Consider the following 15,601-nt stretch of genomic DNA (forward strand, 5'->3'; position numbering starts at 1 on the left):
TCAGTAGGCCGACCCCGCACCGTCCCACGGTGCGGGGTCGCTTCGTTTTCCACAGGCTCGGGTGCTGGCCCTGACGGTGGGGTGGGGAGCGGGTTACCCTCGATCCATGACAGCAGCTGAGGTGATCCGCGCGGCGATGGAGCTGTCGCCGGCCGAGCGCCAGGACGTCGCGCTCGCGTTGATGCGCAGCGTCGATGAGAGTGTCGACCTGGAGGAGGTCGCTGCTGCCTGGAGGACCGAGATCGGCGGCCGCATCGAAGCGCTGCGGGAGGGCCGGGCCACCTTGCTCAGCCGCGACGACCTCGATCGATTCCTGGACCAGCAGGGCACTCGGCGGGCCGTGTGACGCTCACGCTTGCGGTCCAGGCGGAGGCCGCGGCGGAGGTCCGCGATGCCATCGCCTGGTTCGACAAGGGGGCCCAGGGACGGGGCCAGGTCTTCAGGTCGGCGTTCAACGACGTCGTGGACCGGTGCTTGCTGTGGCCCGAGTCGGCCCCGGTCTACGGGATCGATGCGGGGGAGGTCATCGTGCGGTCGGCCGGTGTTCCGGGGTTCGGCTATGCCATCGTCTACCTCGTCGAGGGCGACGTTCTCTACGTCGTCGCGCTGGCCCACCAGCGGCGGCGGCCGGGCTACTGGCAGGCGCGGCTCAGCCCTGACTCCCGCGAGCGTTGATCGGCCGGCGCGCCGTGAGCCGCCTCTTTGACCCTCTGGCTAGGTTCGTCGAGGTGAAGACCCTCGCCCTCGCTGTCGTGTCGGTGACCGCCGCCCTGGCTTGCACCGGCTGCGGTGGAGGCAGTGCTGCGGTGGCGACGACGTCGGCGACCTGCCACATCGGCGGAGAGGTCGATGCGGACGTGACGTTGGCGCAGAGCCCGTCGGGGCTGAGCGTCTCCTACGCCGGGAAGGCGTTGCCGGAGACGGGGGAGGTGCTCTACCTGGTCTCGGTGGACAACAAGCTCGGTGACGAGGTCCAGCTCGGGGTGCGTTTGAGCGGCGGCAAGGAAGACGGCACCTACGTCTTCGATCCGGGCCAGGACGAGATCAAGGACGTCGCCACTCCGGCGACCGTCTCGGCGACCTCGATCACGGCGTCCTACCCGCATGCCCGGCTGAGCTCGTTGAAGGACCACGGCGGGGTGAAGACGTGGGCCGCGAGCGTGATGGTGGGCCAGAACGAGGTCACGTGTGACGGCGGCGACGCGCAGGGGTCGCGCCGGTTCTAGCCCTCGGCCCCAGCCCCGGACCCAGCCTGAGCCTGCGCCCGCGCCCGCGCCACCTCCGGCGCCAGGTCCAGCACCGTCCGGAGGAAGTCGCCCAGCGCGAGTGCGACCTGGTGGCCGAGCGGGGTGAGCCGGTACTCCACGCACGACCGCTTGGCCGCGACCACCTGGCGATGGACCAGCCCGTCGCGGGTGAAGCGCTGCAAGGTCAGGGAGAGCATCCGGTCGTTGATGCCGGTGACGTCGGTCTTGAGCTGGCCGTACCGCGACGGCCCGGCGGCCAGCGAGGTCAGCACCAGCATCGCCCAGGGATGACCCACGGTCTCGACGGCGGCGTGGACGGTGCCGGCGCCGTCGAGCAGCTCCGCGACGTTGACCGCGGGCTGCGGGCAGTCCTCGGGGGAGGCGGGGGAGAGGGGCGAGGCCACCCCTCGACGGTATCACTCTTGGAATAAGAGTGATGTGGGTCTGGTTGTGCTCGGTGTCACCGTCCCGACGACCTTGGAGGTCATCACCATGAGCATGAGCAGCACCCGCAGCGCAGCCACCGCTTCGACCGAGGTCGTCGATCTCGGCCGCCCCTGGCCCGGCGTCGGCCCGTTCCTCTTCGCCGCGTTCCACTCCGACGCCTACCCGCGCGGCACGGCCGCGATGGGCCCCGACGCCGACCTCGCCGGCCGTCCGCTCGGCCAGGACTTCGGCAACCCGGCCGGCTGGAACATGTACCACGGCACCACCGTGCCCGGCTTCCCTGCGCACCCCCACCGTGGCTTCGAGACCATCACCCTGGTCACCCAGGGGTACGTCGACCACGCCGACTCCACCGGCGCCTCCGCGCGCTACGGCGTCGGCGACGTGCAGTGGGTGACCGCCGGCAAGGGCGTCAGCCACGCCGAGATGTTCCCGCTGCTCGACACCGAGGCGGAGAACCCCTTCGAGCTCTTCCAGGTCTGGCTCAACCTGCCCGCCGAGGACAAGTCGGCCGACCCGGAGTTCGTCATGTACTGGAACGAGGACATCCCGGTCCTCACCCCCGCTGACGCCACCGGTCAGGTGTCGATCAAGGTGATCGCGGGGGCGTACGGCGACGTCGTACCGGCTGCACCGCCGCAGCGCTCGTGGGCCTCGCGCCCCGACGCCGACGTGGCGATGTGGCTGGTCGAGCTCGGGCCGAGCTCGACGGTGACCCTGCCGGCTCCGGCCGGTGCGGAGACCGAGCGGATGCTCTACGTCTTCGGCGAGGACGCCGCCCTCACCATCGACGGCACCCCGGTGCACGCCGGCCAGGGCTTCGCGCCCAGCAGCGTGCGCTCGCTGGACCTGAGCACCGCCGAGCACGGTGCCCGGATCCTGTTGCTCCAGGGCCGTCCGATCGGGGAGCCGGTGGTCGCCTACGGCCCGTTCGTGATGAACAGCGAGGCCGATATCCGGCAGGCGTTCGAGGACTACCGCCGCACCGAGTTCGGCGGCTGGCCGTGGCCGGTCACCGATCTGGTGCACCCGCGTGAGACCGAGCGGTTCGCCCGCTACGGCGACGGCAGGGTCTCGCGTCCGGCCGACTGACCCCCGACCGACCCCCGACCGATCCCAGGCTGAGCGCCGGTAGGCAGCCGGCGTTCATGCCTTGGAGCCCAGAACAGCGTACGGTCCTGCTGTGATCACCCGCGGCCTCATCGGCAGCCTCTGCGTCCTCGCAGGTGGCTGGGTGGTGGCGACCCTGCCTGAGTCCACGCCGATGCTGCGCCACCACGTGCTGGTGAACCTGCGCAGCCACGAGTGGTCCCGGATGGTCGCCCTGGCCGTGATCCTGATCGGTCTCGGCCTGATCTCGCACTCCTGGCTCCGGCTCCGGTCCCTGGTCGCACGCGGGCGCGACCAGGCCGAGAGCCTGGCCCTGGTCCGCTACACCACCGTGATCTGGGCGGCGCCGCTGATCGTGGCACCGCCGCTCTTCTCCCGCGACGGCTGGTCGTACGCCGCTCAGGGCGCCCTTGTCGCGGCGGGGATCTCGCCCTATCAGCACGGCCCGTGGATCCTCGAGGGTCCGGTGCACGAGGCCGTCGACCCGATGTGGTGGTTCACCCCGACGCCGTACGGCCCGCTCCCGGTCTGGTGGGGCGCGGAGATGGCGCACCACACCGGCAACCCGCTGATGCTCGCGATCGGGCACCGCTTCCTCGCGCTGGTCGGCCTGGCCCTGCTCGCCTGGGCGGTGCCGAAGCTGGCCCGCTGGACCGGGGTCAACCCGGCGGTCTCCACCGCGATCGTGATCGCCTCCCCGGCGATGATGGCCAACGGTGTCGGCGGCCTGCACAACGACCTGCTGATGATCGGCCTGATGGCCGCCGCCCTCGTCGTCGGCGTGGAACGGCACTGGGCACTGGGGGCGGTGCTCGGCGGCCTCGCCGCCGCCGTGAAGCTACCCGGGGGACTGGTCTGTCTCGGGATCGTGCTGGCCACCGTCCCCGCCGGGGCCTCCCTGCTCAGACGCGGGCTGCGCGCCGTCGAGATCGGGGTGGTCGCGCTCGCGGTGCTCTTCGGTCTCGGCTTCGTCAGCGGCCTGGGCAACGGCTGGCTGGAGGCGCTCGGCGTCCCTGGCACGGTCAACACCCTGCTCACCCCGGCGGTGGTGATCGGCGGCCCGATCGACGGCCTCTCCCACCTGCTCGGCCTCCATCTGGGCCACGACTTCTTCATCGACGCGCTGCGCAAGGTCGGCAACGTGATCACCGTGATCGCGGTCGGCTGGGTCTGCCTGCGCTGGCCCACCGGCGACCGCGCCAAGGCGGTCACCGCTGTCGCGCTGATGGTCAGCGTGCTGGTGATCTGCAGCCCCGTCATCCAGCTCTGGTACCTGCTCTGGCCGGTGCCGTTCCTGGCCGTGCTGCCGATGGCGCGCCGCCCCCAGATCGCCCTCGTGGTCGGGCTGGTCCTCTCCGCCCTGGTCGCGCCGCTGGACCCGTCGCTGCACGGTGCCTACAAGGTGATCGTGATGGTGATCGTCATGATCGTGCTCGTCCTCGGCGTGCTGTGGGGCCTGACCTGGCTACGCCGTCGTCGTGAGGCCCGGGAGCTCGCCGGAACCGACGGTGGCGTGGACCTGCAGCATCCGATCCACGGTGGCTGACCAGGAGAACTCCTCGGCACGAGCCCGGGCTGCCGCCCGCCGCTCTGCGGTGGGGCGCCGCGTCAGCCGTCGTACGGCGTCGGCGAGCGCGTCCGGCTCCGGCTTGGCCCACGCGCCGGAGGCGGCGTCGACCAGCTCCTGAGCGCCCCCGACGTCGGCGGTCACCACCGGGGTGCCGCAGGCCAGCGCCTCCAGGACGGCCAGCCCGAACGTCTCGGCGGGGCAGCACGACAGCGCGATGTCGGCCTCCCCGATCCGCCGGGCCAGCAGCCGCCGGTCGCCGAGGTGGCCGTGGAAGCGCACCGGCGCTGCGCCGGCCAGCGTCCGCAGCTCGGTGAGCATCGGGCCCTCGCCGTACACGTCGAGGGTGAGCGCGACCCCGGCGTCGTGCAGTGCGACCGCCGTGGCGACCGCGAGCTGGGGTGACTTCTCCGGGGAGAGCCGGCCGACGTGGATCAGCCGCAGCACCTGCTGCGACCCGGACCCGGACCGGATCTGCGGGCCGTTCCGCGGCACCGGCCTGAAGTGGTCGAGGTCGACCCCGAGTGGCACCCGCGCCATCGGCGTCCCGGCGGCGGCGGCCAGGCCCGCGAACTCACGCTGGGCGTAGTGCGAGGTGACCACCACGGTGTCGAAGGCGCGCACCAGGATCCGGTTGAGCAGCCCGATCGAGACCTTGCCGAGCCCGGCGCCGGGCTCCATCCCGGTGCGCAGGGCGAACTGATCGTCGAGCCGCTCGTGGCTGAACAGCACCGACCCGACCCCGGCCCGCCGCGCCCAGCGGGCGACCGGCAGCAGGGTGAGCTTGTCCGAGCACTCGATGCTGGTCGGCGCCCACTCCTCGAGCACGTCGACCACCCGCCAGGGCTCCAGGATCAGCCGGTAGCCGCCGCCGACGCGTGGGGCGCGCACCTCGACGACGGGGCCGTGCGGGCCGTCGTAGCGCCGATCGACCTCGCCGGGGATCACCAGCAGCCGCTCGCACCCGGCTGCGGCGTAGCCCGCCCCGAGCGCCTCCAGGGCCGTCTTCATGCCTCCTGAGCGGGGTCCGACGAAGTTGGCGAGCTGAGCGATCCGCACAGCACGCGACCCTCCCCGTTCGAGGTGAACGGGGAGGGTCGGTGAGGTGGATCCGGTACGTCGATCGCGGGCCGTCCCGCGCCCGACGTGGTGATCGACTCAGGGGGCCACAGGCTGCCCGGTGAGCTTCTTGTAGGTGTAGGCCGCACCGAGCATGACGACCGGGATCGCCACCAGGGCGCCGACGCCGCACAGGCACAGACCGATCACGTAGACCAGGCCGCCGACGATCACCCAGACCAGCATGTTGGCCAGGTTGTTGCGGGTGAAGTCGAACGATGCCTTGAGGGCATCGACGGGGGCGAGGTTCTTGTCGACGACGAAGATCGGGGTGAAGAGCAGGAAGAACTCCGCGGCGATGCCGGGCAGGATGCAGAGCACGGTGCCGACCGCGGTGATCACCGCGACCAGCAGGCCGGCGAGCACGACGCTGCCGATGTTGATCCGGCTCACCAGCCCGGAGATCTGGAACGGCCGACCCTCGGTGACGTCGAGCGCCCCGCGCAGCAGGGCGGCGCTGATGATCATGGTGATCACGCTGAAGGCGAACTGGCCGACGGCCCCGACCAGGAAGGAGGCGAAGGTGCCCGAGCCGTTGGTGCAGACCAGCTGCCCGCTCGAGTTCATCTTGCACTCCGCCGGGTTGGTCAGGGCCAGCTGGGCGACGACGCTGATCCCGATGGCGACAGCGACGCCGAGCAGCAGGATGAACGCCGCCAGCATGATCTGACCCAGGTTCTCCTGGAACTTCTTCCAGCCGTAGGCCAGCGCGTCGCCGACCGCCCAGTCGCTGGGCTGGGGGGAGGGCTTGGAGAAGTCGGGGCCGGGCGGAGGCGGCGGAACCTGGCCGTAGCCGCCGTAGTTCCCGCCGCCGGGCGGGGTCGATCCGTAGTCGGGGCCGTCGGGGGGCAAGGTCGACATGTCAGCACCTTCGGGTTGGGGAGGCGGGGACCGCCGTGACATGCGGCAACGTAACGTGCCGCGCCACCGGTTGAACAGGTCCGCGAAGGTGGCACCATCGGAGAGGTGAGCAATCCCGAGGCCAAGCCTGACCTGCTCGACTGCCCCGCCGCGGCCGACGTGCCGCGTCCCACGGCGCCGGTCGAGATCATCGTGGCGCGTGACGTCCCGCTGGGTGGCCCGCGTGCCATGCCGGTACGCCGCACCCTGCCCAGCCGGCAGCGGTCCCTGATCGGGTCGTGGTGCTTCGTCGACCACTACGGACCCGACGACGTCGCCAGCACCGGCGGGATGAAGGTGCCGCCCCATCCCCACATCGGGCTGCAGACGGTCTCCTGGCTCTTCACCGGCCGGATCGTGCACCGCGACTCGGCGGGCAACCATGCCGACGTGCTGCCCGGCGAGCTCAACCTGATGACCGCCGGTCGGGGCATCTCCCACTCCGAGATCTCCGCCGACGAGGACGAGCCGGTGCTGCACGGTGCCCAGCTCTGGGTGGCGCTGCCCGAGGAGGCCCGGCACGTCGAGCCGGGCTTCGCCCACTACCGGCCCGAGCCGGTCGCCGGACCTGGCTGGGCCGCTCGGGTCTTCCTCGGCACCCTCGCCGGGTCGACCTCCCCGGTGTCGACGTACACGCCGCTGCTGGGGGCCGAGATCCTCCTCGACGCCGGTGCGGAGGTCGAGCTCGACCTCGACGTCGCCTTCGAGCACGGCATCCTGGTCGACGCCGGCGCCGTCACGGTGCTGAGTCCCGAGCACGGTGCCGAGCCGATCGCTGCGAACGAGCTGGGCTACCTGGCGCCCGGGCGGTCGGCGGTGCGGCTGCGGGCGGCGGGTCAGACCCGGCTGCTGTTGCTCGGCGGGCCGCCGTTCGGGGAGGCGATCGTGATGTGGTGGAACTTCGTCGCGCGCTCCCATGAGGAGATCGTCGAGGCCCGCGAGGAGTGGATGACGGCGATCACGGACCCCGGTTCGGGGGCGGTGATCGGCGACTCCCAGAGCGTGGTGGCGACCCGCTTCGGCACCGTGATCGGGGACCACCTCGCCCCGATTCCTGCTCCTGGGCTTCCAGGTACTAGGCTGCGTACGCGTCGTTAAGAGCACCGGGTTCCGGATGGGTAAAACCGAAGGAACCGCCCCGATTTGGACCGAGCGGGGAGGCCCGGTAATCTTCTCGGTCGTTGCCCCTTTAGCTCAGTCGGCAGAGCGTCTCCATGGTAAGGAGAAGGTCTACGGTTCGATTCCGTAAAGGGGCTCTGGAATGGCGTGTGGCCCGATCGCTTCGGCGAGGAGGCCCACACTGTTCAACCCTTGGCGGGGTAGCTCAGGCGGTTAGAGCGCACGACTCATAATCGTGAGGTCGCGGGTTCGATCCCCGCCCCCGCTACCACCGTAGACGCACCATCACCATAAGGACTTCCCGTGGCCAGCAAGAGCAGCGACGTTCGCCCGAAGATCACTCTGGCATGCACCGAGTGCAAGGAGCGGAACTACATCACCAAGAAGAACCGCCGCAACGATCCCGACCGGATCGAGCTGGCGAAGTTCTGCCCGCGTTGCCGCAAGCACCAGGCGCACCGCGAGACCCGCTGATACAGCTTCCGAACAGGCCCGACCGCTGCGGTCGGGCCTTTTCGCATTTCCCGTGAACCGGGGAACGTGAACCAGGGAACGTGAAGCAGGAAAAGCAACGGCCCCACCCGGCGAACCGGGTGGGGCCGTTGCGGTTCTGAACCGTCCAGGACCGTCCAGATCAGACGAGTCGTACGACGGCCTTCGGATTGCCCAGCACTCGCTGACCGTCGCAGGTGGCCTCCAGGACCAGGGTCAGGGTCTCCTCGGTCCGGGTCGAGGACTTCACCCCGATGGTGACCTCCGCGGCGCCCTCGGCCGGAACGACCACCGGCGAGGTGAACTTGGTGCCGATCTCCAGCACCTCGGCCCCCTCGGTCCAGTGCGCCACCGCAGCCGCGGCCAGGCCCATCGTCAGCATGCCGTGAGCGATCACTCCCGGAAGGCCCACCGCGAGCGCGACGGCCTCGTCGGAGTGGATCGGGTTGTGGTCGCCGCTGGCGTCGGCGTACGCGACCAGATCGGCTCGGGTGAGGGAGAAGACCTGGGGGACGAAGTCGCTCATGCTGCACCTCCGTGCACGAGGGTGGCCTTGGCCTCGCCGACGAGCTCGCCGGAGGCGTCGGTGATCTGGGTGAGGGTGCCGATCAGCTCGGCGCCGCCCAGGGCGCGCAGGGAGGCGACCTTCATCGTGGCGGTCAGCTCGTCGCCGACGACGACCGGACGGTGCCAGGTGAAGCGCTGCTCACCGTGCACGATGTGCTCCAGGTTGGCACCGACGTCGGCCAGGAAGGCCAGCATCGCGTCGTTGAGCAGGATGATCGGGAAGGTCGGGGGCACGCCGTCGCCGCTGTAGCGGGTCGCAGCGGCGAACGCCGCCACCCGCTCGGGGTCGACGGACCAGGGGCCGACGGGCGCGAAGTCGCGCTCCAGCACAGAGTGATCCACGCTTCCGACCCTAACCGCGCTCGCTCGCCGGGACGGGGTGTGGAACCGACAACGACGACGGAGGCTGATCAGCGACCTGCGACAATGACACGGTGACACTGCTCGCCGACCACACCACCGTGCACCTGGGGGGCCCCGCCCAGAACTGGATCGAGGCCACCACCGTCGAGGAGCTGGTCGCAGCGGCCGCCGACCCCACCGCTCTGATCCTGGGCGGCGGGTCCAACCTGATCGTCGCCGACGAGGGCGTGCCCGGCACCGTGGTGCACGTGGCGACCCGCGGGATCACCCCCGACACCGACGACCCGTCGTGCGGCGGCGTGCTGGTCACGGTCGCGGCGGGGGAGAGCCTCGACGACCTGGTCGCCACCACGGTCGAGCGTGGCTGGGCGGGCCTGGAGGCACTGTCGGGGATCCCCGGCAGTGTCGGTGCCACCCCGATCCAGAACGTCGGTGCCTACGGCGCCGAGGTCTCCCAGACGATCGCCCGGGTGCGGGTCTGGGACCGTGTGCTCCAGGGCTTCCGCACCTTCTCCGCCGACGAGTGCGGCTTCGCCTACCGCACCTCGCGGTTCAAGGCCGATCCCGGCCGCCACGTCGTGGTCGAGGTGGTCTTCCAGCTCAAGCCGGGGACGCTGTCGGCCCCGATCGGGTACGCCGAGCTCGCCAAGCGGCTCGGGGTCACCGTCGGCGACCGGGTTCCGCTGGCCGACGTCCGGGCAGCGGTGCTGGGGCTGCGCTCGGCCAAGGGGATGGTGATCGACCCCGCCGACCACGACACCTGGAGCGCCGGGTCGTTCTTCACCAACCCGATCATCGAGCCCGCCGAGGTGCCGGACGGTGCGCCGTCGTACGACCAGGGCGACGGCACCGTGAAGACCAGTGCGGCCTGGCTGATCCAGGCGGCCGGCTTCGAGAAGGGCTACGGTCGCGAGGGCGTCTCGGTGTCGACCAAGCACACCCTGGCGCTGACCAACCGCGGCGCGGGCACGACCACCGCGCTGCTCAGCCTGGCCCGCGAGATCCGCGACGGCGTCGAGCGCGAGTTCGGCATCACCCTGGTGCCCGAGCCGGTCTTCGTCGGCGCCCCGGAGTGGTGACCGGCCGAGGCTGACCCTCGTCCCCGCTCAGCGGGAGAGGGCGACCAGCACCTCGTGGTGCCCGGTGTGCGGGAACATGTCCAGCAGCCGTGCGCTGGCCGGGGTGAAGGAGCCCATCCGGGCCAGGTCGGCGGCCAGCGTGGTCGCGTTGCACGAGGAGTAGATCACGGTCCGCACCGAGGACGCCTCCAGCCAGTCCGCCAGCGCCGGGCCGATGCCGCGCCGCGGCGGGTTGACGATCACCAGGTCGGGCTCCGGTGTGGTGGCCAGTGCGAACGCGGTCGCGTCCCCGGCCAGCCAGGTCGCCTCCACCCCCAGCTCGGCGCTGGACAGCCGGGCCGAGACGATCGCCTGCTCGGAGAACTCCACGCCGGTCACCGCCCGCCCTGCAGCGGCGACGTGCAGGCCGAAGCCGCCCACCCCGCAGTAGAGGTCCCAGACCGAGGACGGCGCTGCCTCGTCGACCAGGGCCGCCGCCTCCCGGTAGAGCCAGGCGGCGACCTCGGTGTTGGTCTGGAAGAAGGACTGTGGCCGCAGGTGCAGGGGGCGGCCGTTGACCTCCATCGTCAGCGTCTCGGCCTCGGTCAGGACGATCTCGTCCGGGCCCTCCAGGACCGCCTTGTGGTCGGGCTGGAGGTTGACCGAGACGACGCTGGCCGGGATCTGCTCGGTCAGCCACGCCAGGTGCTTGCGGATCCGGGCCACGCCCTCGGTGGAGCGCAGCACGAAGCGGACCATCAGCTGCCCTGCCGGGGAGACGGTCGCCAGCACGTGCTTGAGCTCGCCGCGGCGCGTCGGCACGTCGTACGGCGTCAGCCGGGCGCGCGTGACGAACGCGGCGATCGCGGGCAGGGCGTCGTGCAGCCGGACGTCGTGCAGGCCGCACTCGCGCAGGTCCACCCCGACCCCGCCGGGGCCCAGGATGCCGAGCGTCGGAGCGTCGAGGGTGCCGCCGACGACCATCTTCGCCTTGTTGCGGAACCCCGACTCGGCGCTGGCGACCGGCTCACGCCAGGGCAGCCCCGCGGGCAGCAGCCCGGCGACGTGGGTCTGGAGACGCTCCACCTGGGTCGGGTAGGCGACCTCGAGGAGCTGACACGATCGGCACACGCCGGCGTCGTAGTACGTGCACTGCATGAGCCAGGGTCAGGCGTTCACACCGGTGTCGTTGATCGTCACCGAGCCGTCCCAGGCGAAGGCGATCAGGAAGATGAAGGCGATCAGGCCGAGGATCGCGAGGACCAGGATGATCGTGCCGATCAGTCCGAGGATGAACCCGGCCTGGGCGTTCCCGCGTCCGCCGAGCCGGCCGGCTGCGGCGTCGATCCGTCGCTTGGCCCGGATCCCCATCACCATCGCGAACGGGGAGCCGACGAAGCCGACACCGCAGATGAAGCCCATCACCAGGCTGATCACGCCGGTGATCATCGCTGCCTGGGCACCGGGGTCCTCCGGCTGGGCGAAGGTGTAGCCCGGCGGCGGGGTCTGGGTCCACCGGTCGTAGCCCGGCGGCGGGCCGTAGGACTGCGAGCCGCCGGTGGACGCGTCGTACTGCGGGTTCTGGCCGTACGCCGGCCCGGTGCCGTACGACGGCGGGGTGCCGTACTGCGGCGGGGCGGTGTAGCCGGGCGGCGGGGGCGGCGTCGACGGGTCGGCGGCCTCGGGCTTCGGGTCCTTGCCGAACCGGGGAGGCTCGGGCGCTGCGCCGTACTGTCCGGGCGTCGTCGGGTCGCTCATGCCCTCATCATTCCGTATCGACGCCGAGCGCGCCTGCTTCGCCGGGGAGCGGAGCGGCCAGCCAGGCGTCCACCTCGGCCAGCAGGGCCGTCCGCAGCGACTCCGGCGCTCGGGAGGCACGGATCGATCCGGCCGCCAGCGAGGCCAGGTCGGCGTCGGTGAGGTGGTGGGCGGCCCGCATCGCGGCGTACTGCCCCAGCAGCCGCGAGCCGAAGAGCAGCGGGTCGTCGGCCCCGAGCGCGATCGTGGCACCGGCGGCCATCAGGGTCGGCAGCGGCACCTCGGTCAGGGAGCCGTAGACGCCGAGGGAGACGTTCGAGGTGGGGCAGACCTCCAAGGCGATCCCGGCGGCGACCAGGGCGTCGAGCAGCCGCGGGTCCTCGGCCGAGCGGACGCCGTGTCCCAGCCGGGTGGGGTGCAGCGACTCCACCACGGTGCGGACGTGGTCGGGGCCGCGCAGCTCGCCGCCGTGCGGCATCAGGGCCAGGCCGGCGCGCTCGGCGATGCCGAAGGCGTGGGCGAACTCCGGGGTGGCACCGCGGCGCTCGTCGTTGGAGAGCCCGAAGCCGACCACGCCGCGGTCGACGTACTGGGTGGCGAGGCGGGCCAGGACCCGGGCGTCGAGCGGGTGCCGGGTCCGGTTGGAGGCGATGATCGTCGCCATCGCCAGGCCGGTCTCGCGCGAGGCCACCTCGACCGCGTCCAGGACCAGGTCGGTGAAGGCGGTGATCCCGTCGAACTTCGAGGCGAAGCCCGACGGGTCGACCTGGATCTCCAGCCACCGGCCGCCGTCGGCGACGTCGTCCTCGGCGGCCTCACGGATCAGGCGGTAGATGTCGGCCGGGGTGCGCAGCACCGACCGGGCGACGTCGTAGAGCCGCTGGAAGCGGAACCAGCCCTTCTCATCGGCGGCGGAGAGCTGCGGCGGCCACTGCGAGACCAGCTGGTCGGGCAGCCGCAGCCCGTCGCGTTCGGCGAGCTCGAGCAGCGTGGAGTGCCGCATGCTGCCGGTGAAGTGCAGATGCAGATGGGCCTTCGGAAGCGCCCTGAGGTCCCGCCGCTCGGCCACGAGCCACTAGCCCTGGGCGACCAGGGCCTCGGCGGCGGCCAGCTTCACGCAGACCGCGACGGCCGTCATCGACGCCTCGACGTCGGCCAGCGAGGGGTACGACGGCGCCAGCCGGATGTTCTCGTCCTTCGGGTCGTTGCGCCCCGGGAAGGCCGAGCCCGCCGGGGTGAGCGCGACGCCGGCGGCCTTGGCCAGCTCGATCACGCGGCTCGCGGTGCCGGGCAGCACGTCGAGGTTGACGAAGTAGCCACCGCGCGGCGTGGTCCAGGTCGCGATCCCGAGGCCGGAGAGCTGGGAGTCGAGGATCGTCTCCACCGCGGCGAAGCGTGGCGCGAGCAGCTCGCGGTGCTTGGCCATGTGGTCGCGCACGCCCTGGGCGTTGCCGAAGAACTCCAGGTGGCGCAGCTGGTTGACCTTGTCCGGGCCGATCGAGCCGAAGCCGAGGTGGGAGTGGAACCAGGCCACGGTCTCGGCCGAGCCGCCGAGGAAGGCCACCCCGGCACCGGCGTAGGTGATCTTCGAGGTCGAGGCGAACACGATCGGGCGGTGCGGGTGCCCGGCGACGGTGGCCAGCGACACGATGTCGGCGGTCTTGGTCTCCTCGGCGGTGAGGTGGTGCAGCGCGTAGGCGTTGTCCCACAGGATCTTGAAGTCGGGCGCCGCGGTCGGCATCGAGGCCAGCCGCTCGGCGACCTCCTGGGTGGTGACCGAGCCGGTCGGGTTGGCGTAGGTCGGGACCAGCCACATGCCCTTGATCGAGGCGTCGTCCTTGACCAGCGCGGCGATCGCGTCCACGTCGGGGCCGTCGGCCAGCATCGGCACGGTGATGGTCTCGATGCCGAGCCACTCCAGCAGGGTGAAGTGCCGGTCGTAGCCGGGGACCGGACAGATGAACTTCACGGTCTCGCCACGCGCGTCGAGCCACGGGCGCTCGGAGTCGACGCCGCCCTTGAGCAGCAGGTAGGTCAGCACGTCCTTCATCAGGGTCAGCGAGGAGGCACCCTGGGCGGAGATCTGGTTGAGCTCCAGGCCGAGCAGCTCGGCGAACATCGCCCGCAGCTCGGTGACCCCGGCGAGGCCGCCGTAGTTGCGGGCGTCGGTGCCGTCGGCGCAGGTGGTGGTGGCCGGCAGGGCCAGCAGTCCGTCGGACAGGTCGAGCTGCTCCGAGCTCGGCTTGCCGCGCGTGAGATCGAGCTTCAGTCCGGCGGCCAGGAGGCCGTCGTACGCCGTCTTCTGATCCTCGAGGAAGGTGCGGATCTCGTCGTGGGACAGGTCGGACAGGAGGGTCTGCTCACTCACTGGTACATCGTCCCAGATCGACCCCCTCAACGGCGAGCCAGTTCCGGGCTAGTGTGCCGTCATGAGCATGTACGCCGTCACGGACCCGGCCACCGGCGAGGTGGTCAAGGAGTACCCGACCGCAACTGCGGCCGATGTCGAAGCGGCCCTGGCGGCCGCCACCGAAGCCTGGCGCACCTGGTCGAGGTCGACCACGGTGGCCGAGCGCGCCGCCCTGGTCCGCCGGGTCGGGGAGCTGCATGTCGAGCGCAAGGACGAGCTCGGCGCCATCATCGTGCGCGAGATGGGCAAGCCGCTGGAGGACGCGGTCGGGGAGGCGGAGTTCGCCGGAGCGATCTTCGAGTACTACGCCGACAACGCCGAGCGCTTCCTGGCCGACCAGCCGATCGAGCTGCTCGACGGGGAGGGCAGCGCGGTGATCAAGCGCTCGCCGTTCGGCGTGCTGCTCGGGATCATGCCGTGGAACTTCCCCTACTACCAGGTCGCCCGGTTCGCCGGCCCCAACCTGTGCACCGGCAACCCGATCATCCTCAAGCACGCCCCGCAGTGCCCCGAGTCGGCCGCGGCGATCCAGCAGATCTTCGACGACGCAGGGTTCCCGGCGGGCACCTACGTCAACCTCTACGCCACCAACGAGCAGGTCGCCGACATGATCGCCGACCCGCGCATCGCCGGGGTCTCGCTGACCGGCTCCGAGCGTGCCGGTGCCGCCGTCGCCGAGATCGCCGGGCGCAACCTGAAGAAGGTCGTGCTCGAGCTCGGTGGCTCCGACCCGTTCATCGTGCTGGGCGAGCCCGGCTCCCTCGACATGGACGACCTGGTCGAGAAGGCGGCCCTGGCCCGGCTCGACAACACCGGCCAGGCCTGCAACGCGGCCAAGCGGTTCGTCGTGGCCGAGGGGCTCTACGACGAGTTCGTGGAGAAGTTCACCGCGAAGGTGCTCGAGGGCGCCGAGGGCATCACCCCGCTGTCCTCCGAGGCCGCCGCGACCCGGCTGGCCGAGCAGGTCGACGCCGCCGTCGCCGGGGGCGCCAGCCTGGCCAGCGCGGGGGAGCGCCGGGGTGCGTTCTTCCCGCCCGGTGTGTTGACCGGGGTCAGCGCCGACAACGAGGCCTACTACCAGGAGCTCTTCGGCCCGATCGCGATGGTCTTCAAGGCCTCCTCGGAGGACGACGCGGTCCGGATCGCCAACGACACCCCGTTCGGCCTCGGCTCCTACGTCTTCACCGCTGACGCCGACCAGGCCGCCCGGGTCGCCGGCCGGATCGAGGCCGGCATGGTCTTCGTCAACGGCGTCCTGGCCGACGGCGTGGAGCTGCCCTTCGGCGGAATCAAGCGCTCCGGCTTCGGCCGCGAGCTCGGCAGCCTCGGCATCGAGGAGTTCGTCAACAAGAAGCTGATCCGCACGATCGCCTGAGATCGTCGCCTGACATCGTCGTACGACGACGGCCCCGCCCCAGCAGTGCTGGGAGCGGGGCCGTCGCCG

18 protein-coding genes and 2 tRNA genes are annotated in these 15,601 nt (G+C 71.3%); 11 read left to right on the forward strand and 9 right to left on the reverse strand.

Features of this window, described 5'->3' with window-relative positions:
• The first annotated feature begins 106 nt into the window (after window positions 1–106).
• From Q1V88_RS15520 to Q1V88_RS15530, 3 genes are read left to right on the forward strand one after another with little or no spacing between them, the layout of a single operon-like run.
• A complete protein-coding gene (locus Q1V88_RS15520; protein WP_300682200.1) occupies window positions 107–346 on the forward strand; it encodes an addiction module protein in 240 nt (79 codons plus the stop codon).
• Entirely contained in the window at window positions 343–675 is a 333-nt protein-coding gene (locus Q1V88_RS15525; RefSeq protein WP_300682201.1) for a hypothetical protein, read from the forward strand. The genes Q1V88_RS15520 and Q1V88_RS15525 overlap by 4 nt, the downstream gene beginning before the upstream one ends.
• 53 nt (window positions 676–728) lie before the next feature.
• Window positions 729–1,226 (forward strand): hypothetical protein, encoded by a 498-nt coding sequence (locus tag Q1V88_RS15530; protein WP_300682202.1) that lies wholly within the window; start codon window positions 729–731, stop codon window positions 1,224–1,226.
• Here the strand turns inward: Q1V88_RS15530 and Q1V88_RS15535 are convergent.
• Window positions 1,223–1,651, reverse strand: a complete 429-nt coding sequence (locus Q1V88_RS15535) for a helix-turn-helix domain-containing protein (protein ID WP_300682203.1) — start codon at window positions 1,649–1,651, stop codon at window positions 1,223–1,225. The genes Q1V88_RS15530 and Q1V88_RS15535 overlap by 4 nt on opposite strands.
• An 88-nt stretch (window positions 1,652–1,739) precedes the next feature.
• Between Q1V88_RS15535 and Q1V88_RS15540 the strand changes: the two genes are divergently transcribed.
• Entirely contained in the window at window positions 1,740–2,786 is a 1,047-nt protein-coding gene (locus tag Q1V88_RS15540) for a pirin family protein (RefSeq protein WP_300682204.1), read from the forward strand.
• 91 nt (window positions 2,787–2,877) lie between these two features.
• Complete coding sequence (gene mptB / locus Q1V88_RS15545) at window positions 2,878–4,350, forward strand: polyprenol phosphomannose-dependent alpha 1,6 mannosyltransferase MptB (protein WP_300682205.1); 1,473 nt, start codon at window positions 2,878–2,880, stop codon at window positions 4,348–4,350.
• On the opposite strand, the gene Q1V88_RS15550 is transcribed toward mptB, so the two are convergent.
• Window positions 4,270–5,430, reverse strand: coding sequence for a glycosyltransferase (locus Q1V88_RS15550; RefSeq protein WP_300682206.1), 1,161 nt, complete (start codon window positions 5,428–5,430; stop codon window positions 4,270–4,272). The genes mptB and Q1V88_RS15550 overlap by 81 nt on opposite strands.
• A gap of 99 nt (window positions 5,431–5,529) precedes the next feature.
• Window positions 5,530–6,351: a hypothetical protein gene (locus Q1V88_RS15555; RefSeq protein ID WP_300682207.1), complete on the reverse strand. Its 822-nt coding sequence runs from the start codon at window positions 6,349–6,351 to the stop codon at window positions 5,530–5,532.
• A gap of 105 nt (window positions 6,352–6,456) precedes the next feature.
• On the opposite strand from Q1V88_RS15555, the gene Q1V88_RS15560 reads away from it, so the two are divergent.
• The 4 genes from Q1V88_RS15560 to rpmG all read left to right on the forward strand — a co-directional run bounded on the left by Q1V88_RS15560 (window position 6,457) and on the right by rpmG (window position 7,983).
• Window positions 6,457–7,488 carry a pirin family protein gene (locus Q1V88_RS15560; RefSeq protein ID WP_300682208.1) on the forward strand — a complete coding sequence of 344 codons (1,032 nt, stop codon included), beginning with the start codon at window positions 6,457–6,459 and terminating at the stop codon, window positions 7,486–7,488.
• A gap of 85 nt (window positions 7,489–7,573) precedes the next feature.
• Window positions 7,574–7,646, forward strand: a tRNA-Thr gene (locus Q1V88_RS15565).
• A 57-nt stretch (window positions 7,647–7,703) separates the two neighbouring features.
• Window positions 7,704–7,780 (forward strand) — tRNA-Met (locus Q1V88_RS15570).
• 32 nt (window positions 7,781–7,812) lie between these two features.
• On the forward strand, window positions 7,813–7,983 hold the full coding sequence (gene rpmG / locus Q1V88_RS15575) for a 50S ribosomal protein L33 (protein ID WP_300682209.1): 171 nt from the start codon (window positions 7,813–7,815) through the stop codon (window positions 7,981–7,983).
• A gap of 160 nt (window positions 7,984–8,143) precedes the next feature.
• On the opposite strand, the gene Q1V88_RS15580 is transcribed toward rpmG, so the two are convergent.
• Window positions 8,144–8,527 carry a MaoC/PaaZ C-terminal domain-containing protein gene (locus tag Q1V88_RS15580; protein ID WP_300682210.1) on the reverse strand — a complete coding sequence of 128 codons (384 nt, stop codon included), beginning with the start codon at window positions 8,525–8,527 and terminating at the stop codon, window positions 8,144–8,146.
• On the reverse strand, window positions 8,524–8,910 hold the full coding sequence (locus Q1V88_RS15585; protein ID WP_300682211.1) for a MaoC family dehydratase N-terminal domain-containing protein: 387 nt from the start codon (window positions 8,908–8,910) through the stop codon (window positions 8,524–8,526). The genes Q1V88_RS15580 and Q1V88_RS15585 overlap by 4 nt, the downstream gene beginning before the upstream one ends.
• A 92-nt stretch (window positions 8,911–9,002) precedes the next feature.
• Between Q1V88_RS15585 and Q1V88_RS15590 the strand changes: the two genes are divergently transcribed.
• Window positions 9,003–10,010 carry a UDP-N-acetylmuramate dehydrogenase gene (locus Q1V88_RS15590; protein ID WP_300682212.1) on the forward strand — a complete coding sequence of 336 codons (1,008 nt, stop codon included), beginning with the start codon at window positions 9,003–9,005 and terminating at the stop codon, window positions 10,008–10,010.
• A gap of 27 nt (window positions 10,011–10,037) precedes the next feature.
• Here Q1V88_RS15590 and rlmC read toward each other — a convergent pair whose 3' ends face one another.
• The 4 genes from rlmC to Q1V88_RS15610 are packed head-to-tail and all read right to left on the reverse strand — an operon-like array spanning window position 10,038 to window position 14,115.
• The gene (rlmC, locus tag Q1V88_RS15595) at window positions 10,038–11,147 is read right to left on the reverse strand and encodes a 23S rRNA (uracil(747)-C(5))-methyltransferase RlmC (protein WP_300682213.1); all 1,110 of its coding nucleotides are present in this window, start codon (window positions 11,145–11,147) and stop codon (window positions 10,038–10,040) included.
• 9 nt (window positions 11,148–11,156) lie between these two features.
• Window positions 11,157–11,747, reverse strand: a complete 591-nt coding sequence (locus Q1V88_RS15600; RefSeq protein WP_300682214.1) for a DUF4190 domain-containing protein — start codon at window positions 11,745–11,747, stop codon at window positions 11,157–11,159.
• Between the two features lie 7 nt (window positions 11,748–11,754).
• Window positions 11,755–12,816, reverse strand: a complete 1,062-nt coding sequence (locus Q1V88_RS15605) for an adenosine deaminase (RefSeq protein WP_300682215.1) — start codon at window positions 12,814–12,816, stop codon at window positions 11,755–11,757.
• Window positions 12,817–12,822: 6 nt separating this feature from the next.
• Window positions 12,823–14,115, reverse strand: a complete 1,293-nt coding sequence (locus Q1V88_RS15610; RefSeq protein WP_300682216.1) for an aminotransferase class I/II-fold pyridoxal phosphate-dependent enzyme — start codon at window positions 14,113–14,115, stop codon at window positions 12,823–12,825.
• Window positions 14,116–14,176: 61 nt separating this feature from the next.
• On the opposite strand from Q1V88_RS15610, the gene Q1V88_RS15615 reads away from it, so the two are divergent.
• Window positions 14,177–15,532 carry an NAD-dependent succinate-semialdehyde dehydrogenase gene (locus Q1V88_RS15615; RefSeq protein WP_300682217.1) on the forward strand — a complete coding sequence of 452 codons (1,356 nt, stop codon included), beginning with the start codon at window positions 14,177–14,179 and terminating at the stop codon, window positions 15,530–15,532.
• The last annotated feature ends 69 nt before the right edge of the window (window positions 15,533–15,601 follow it).

Source organism: Nocardioides sp. (assembly GCF_030150155.1).
Lineage (GTDB): Bacteria > Actinomycetota > Actinomycetes > Propionibacteriales > Nocardioidaceae > Nocardioides.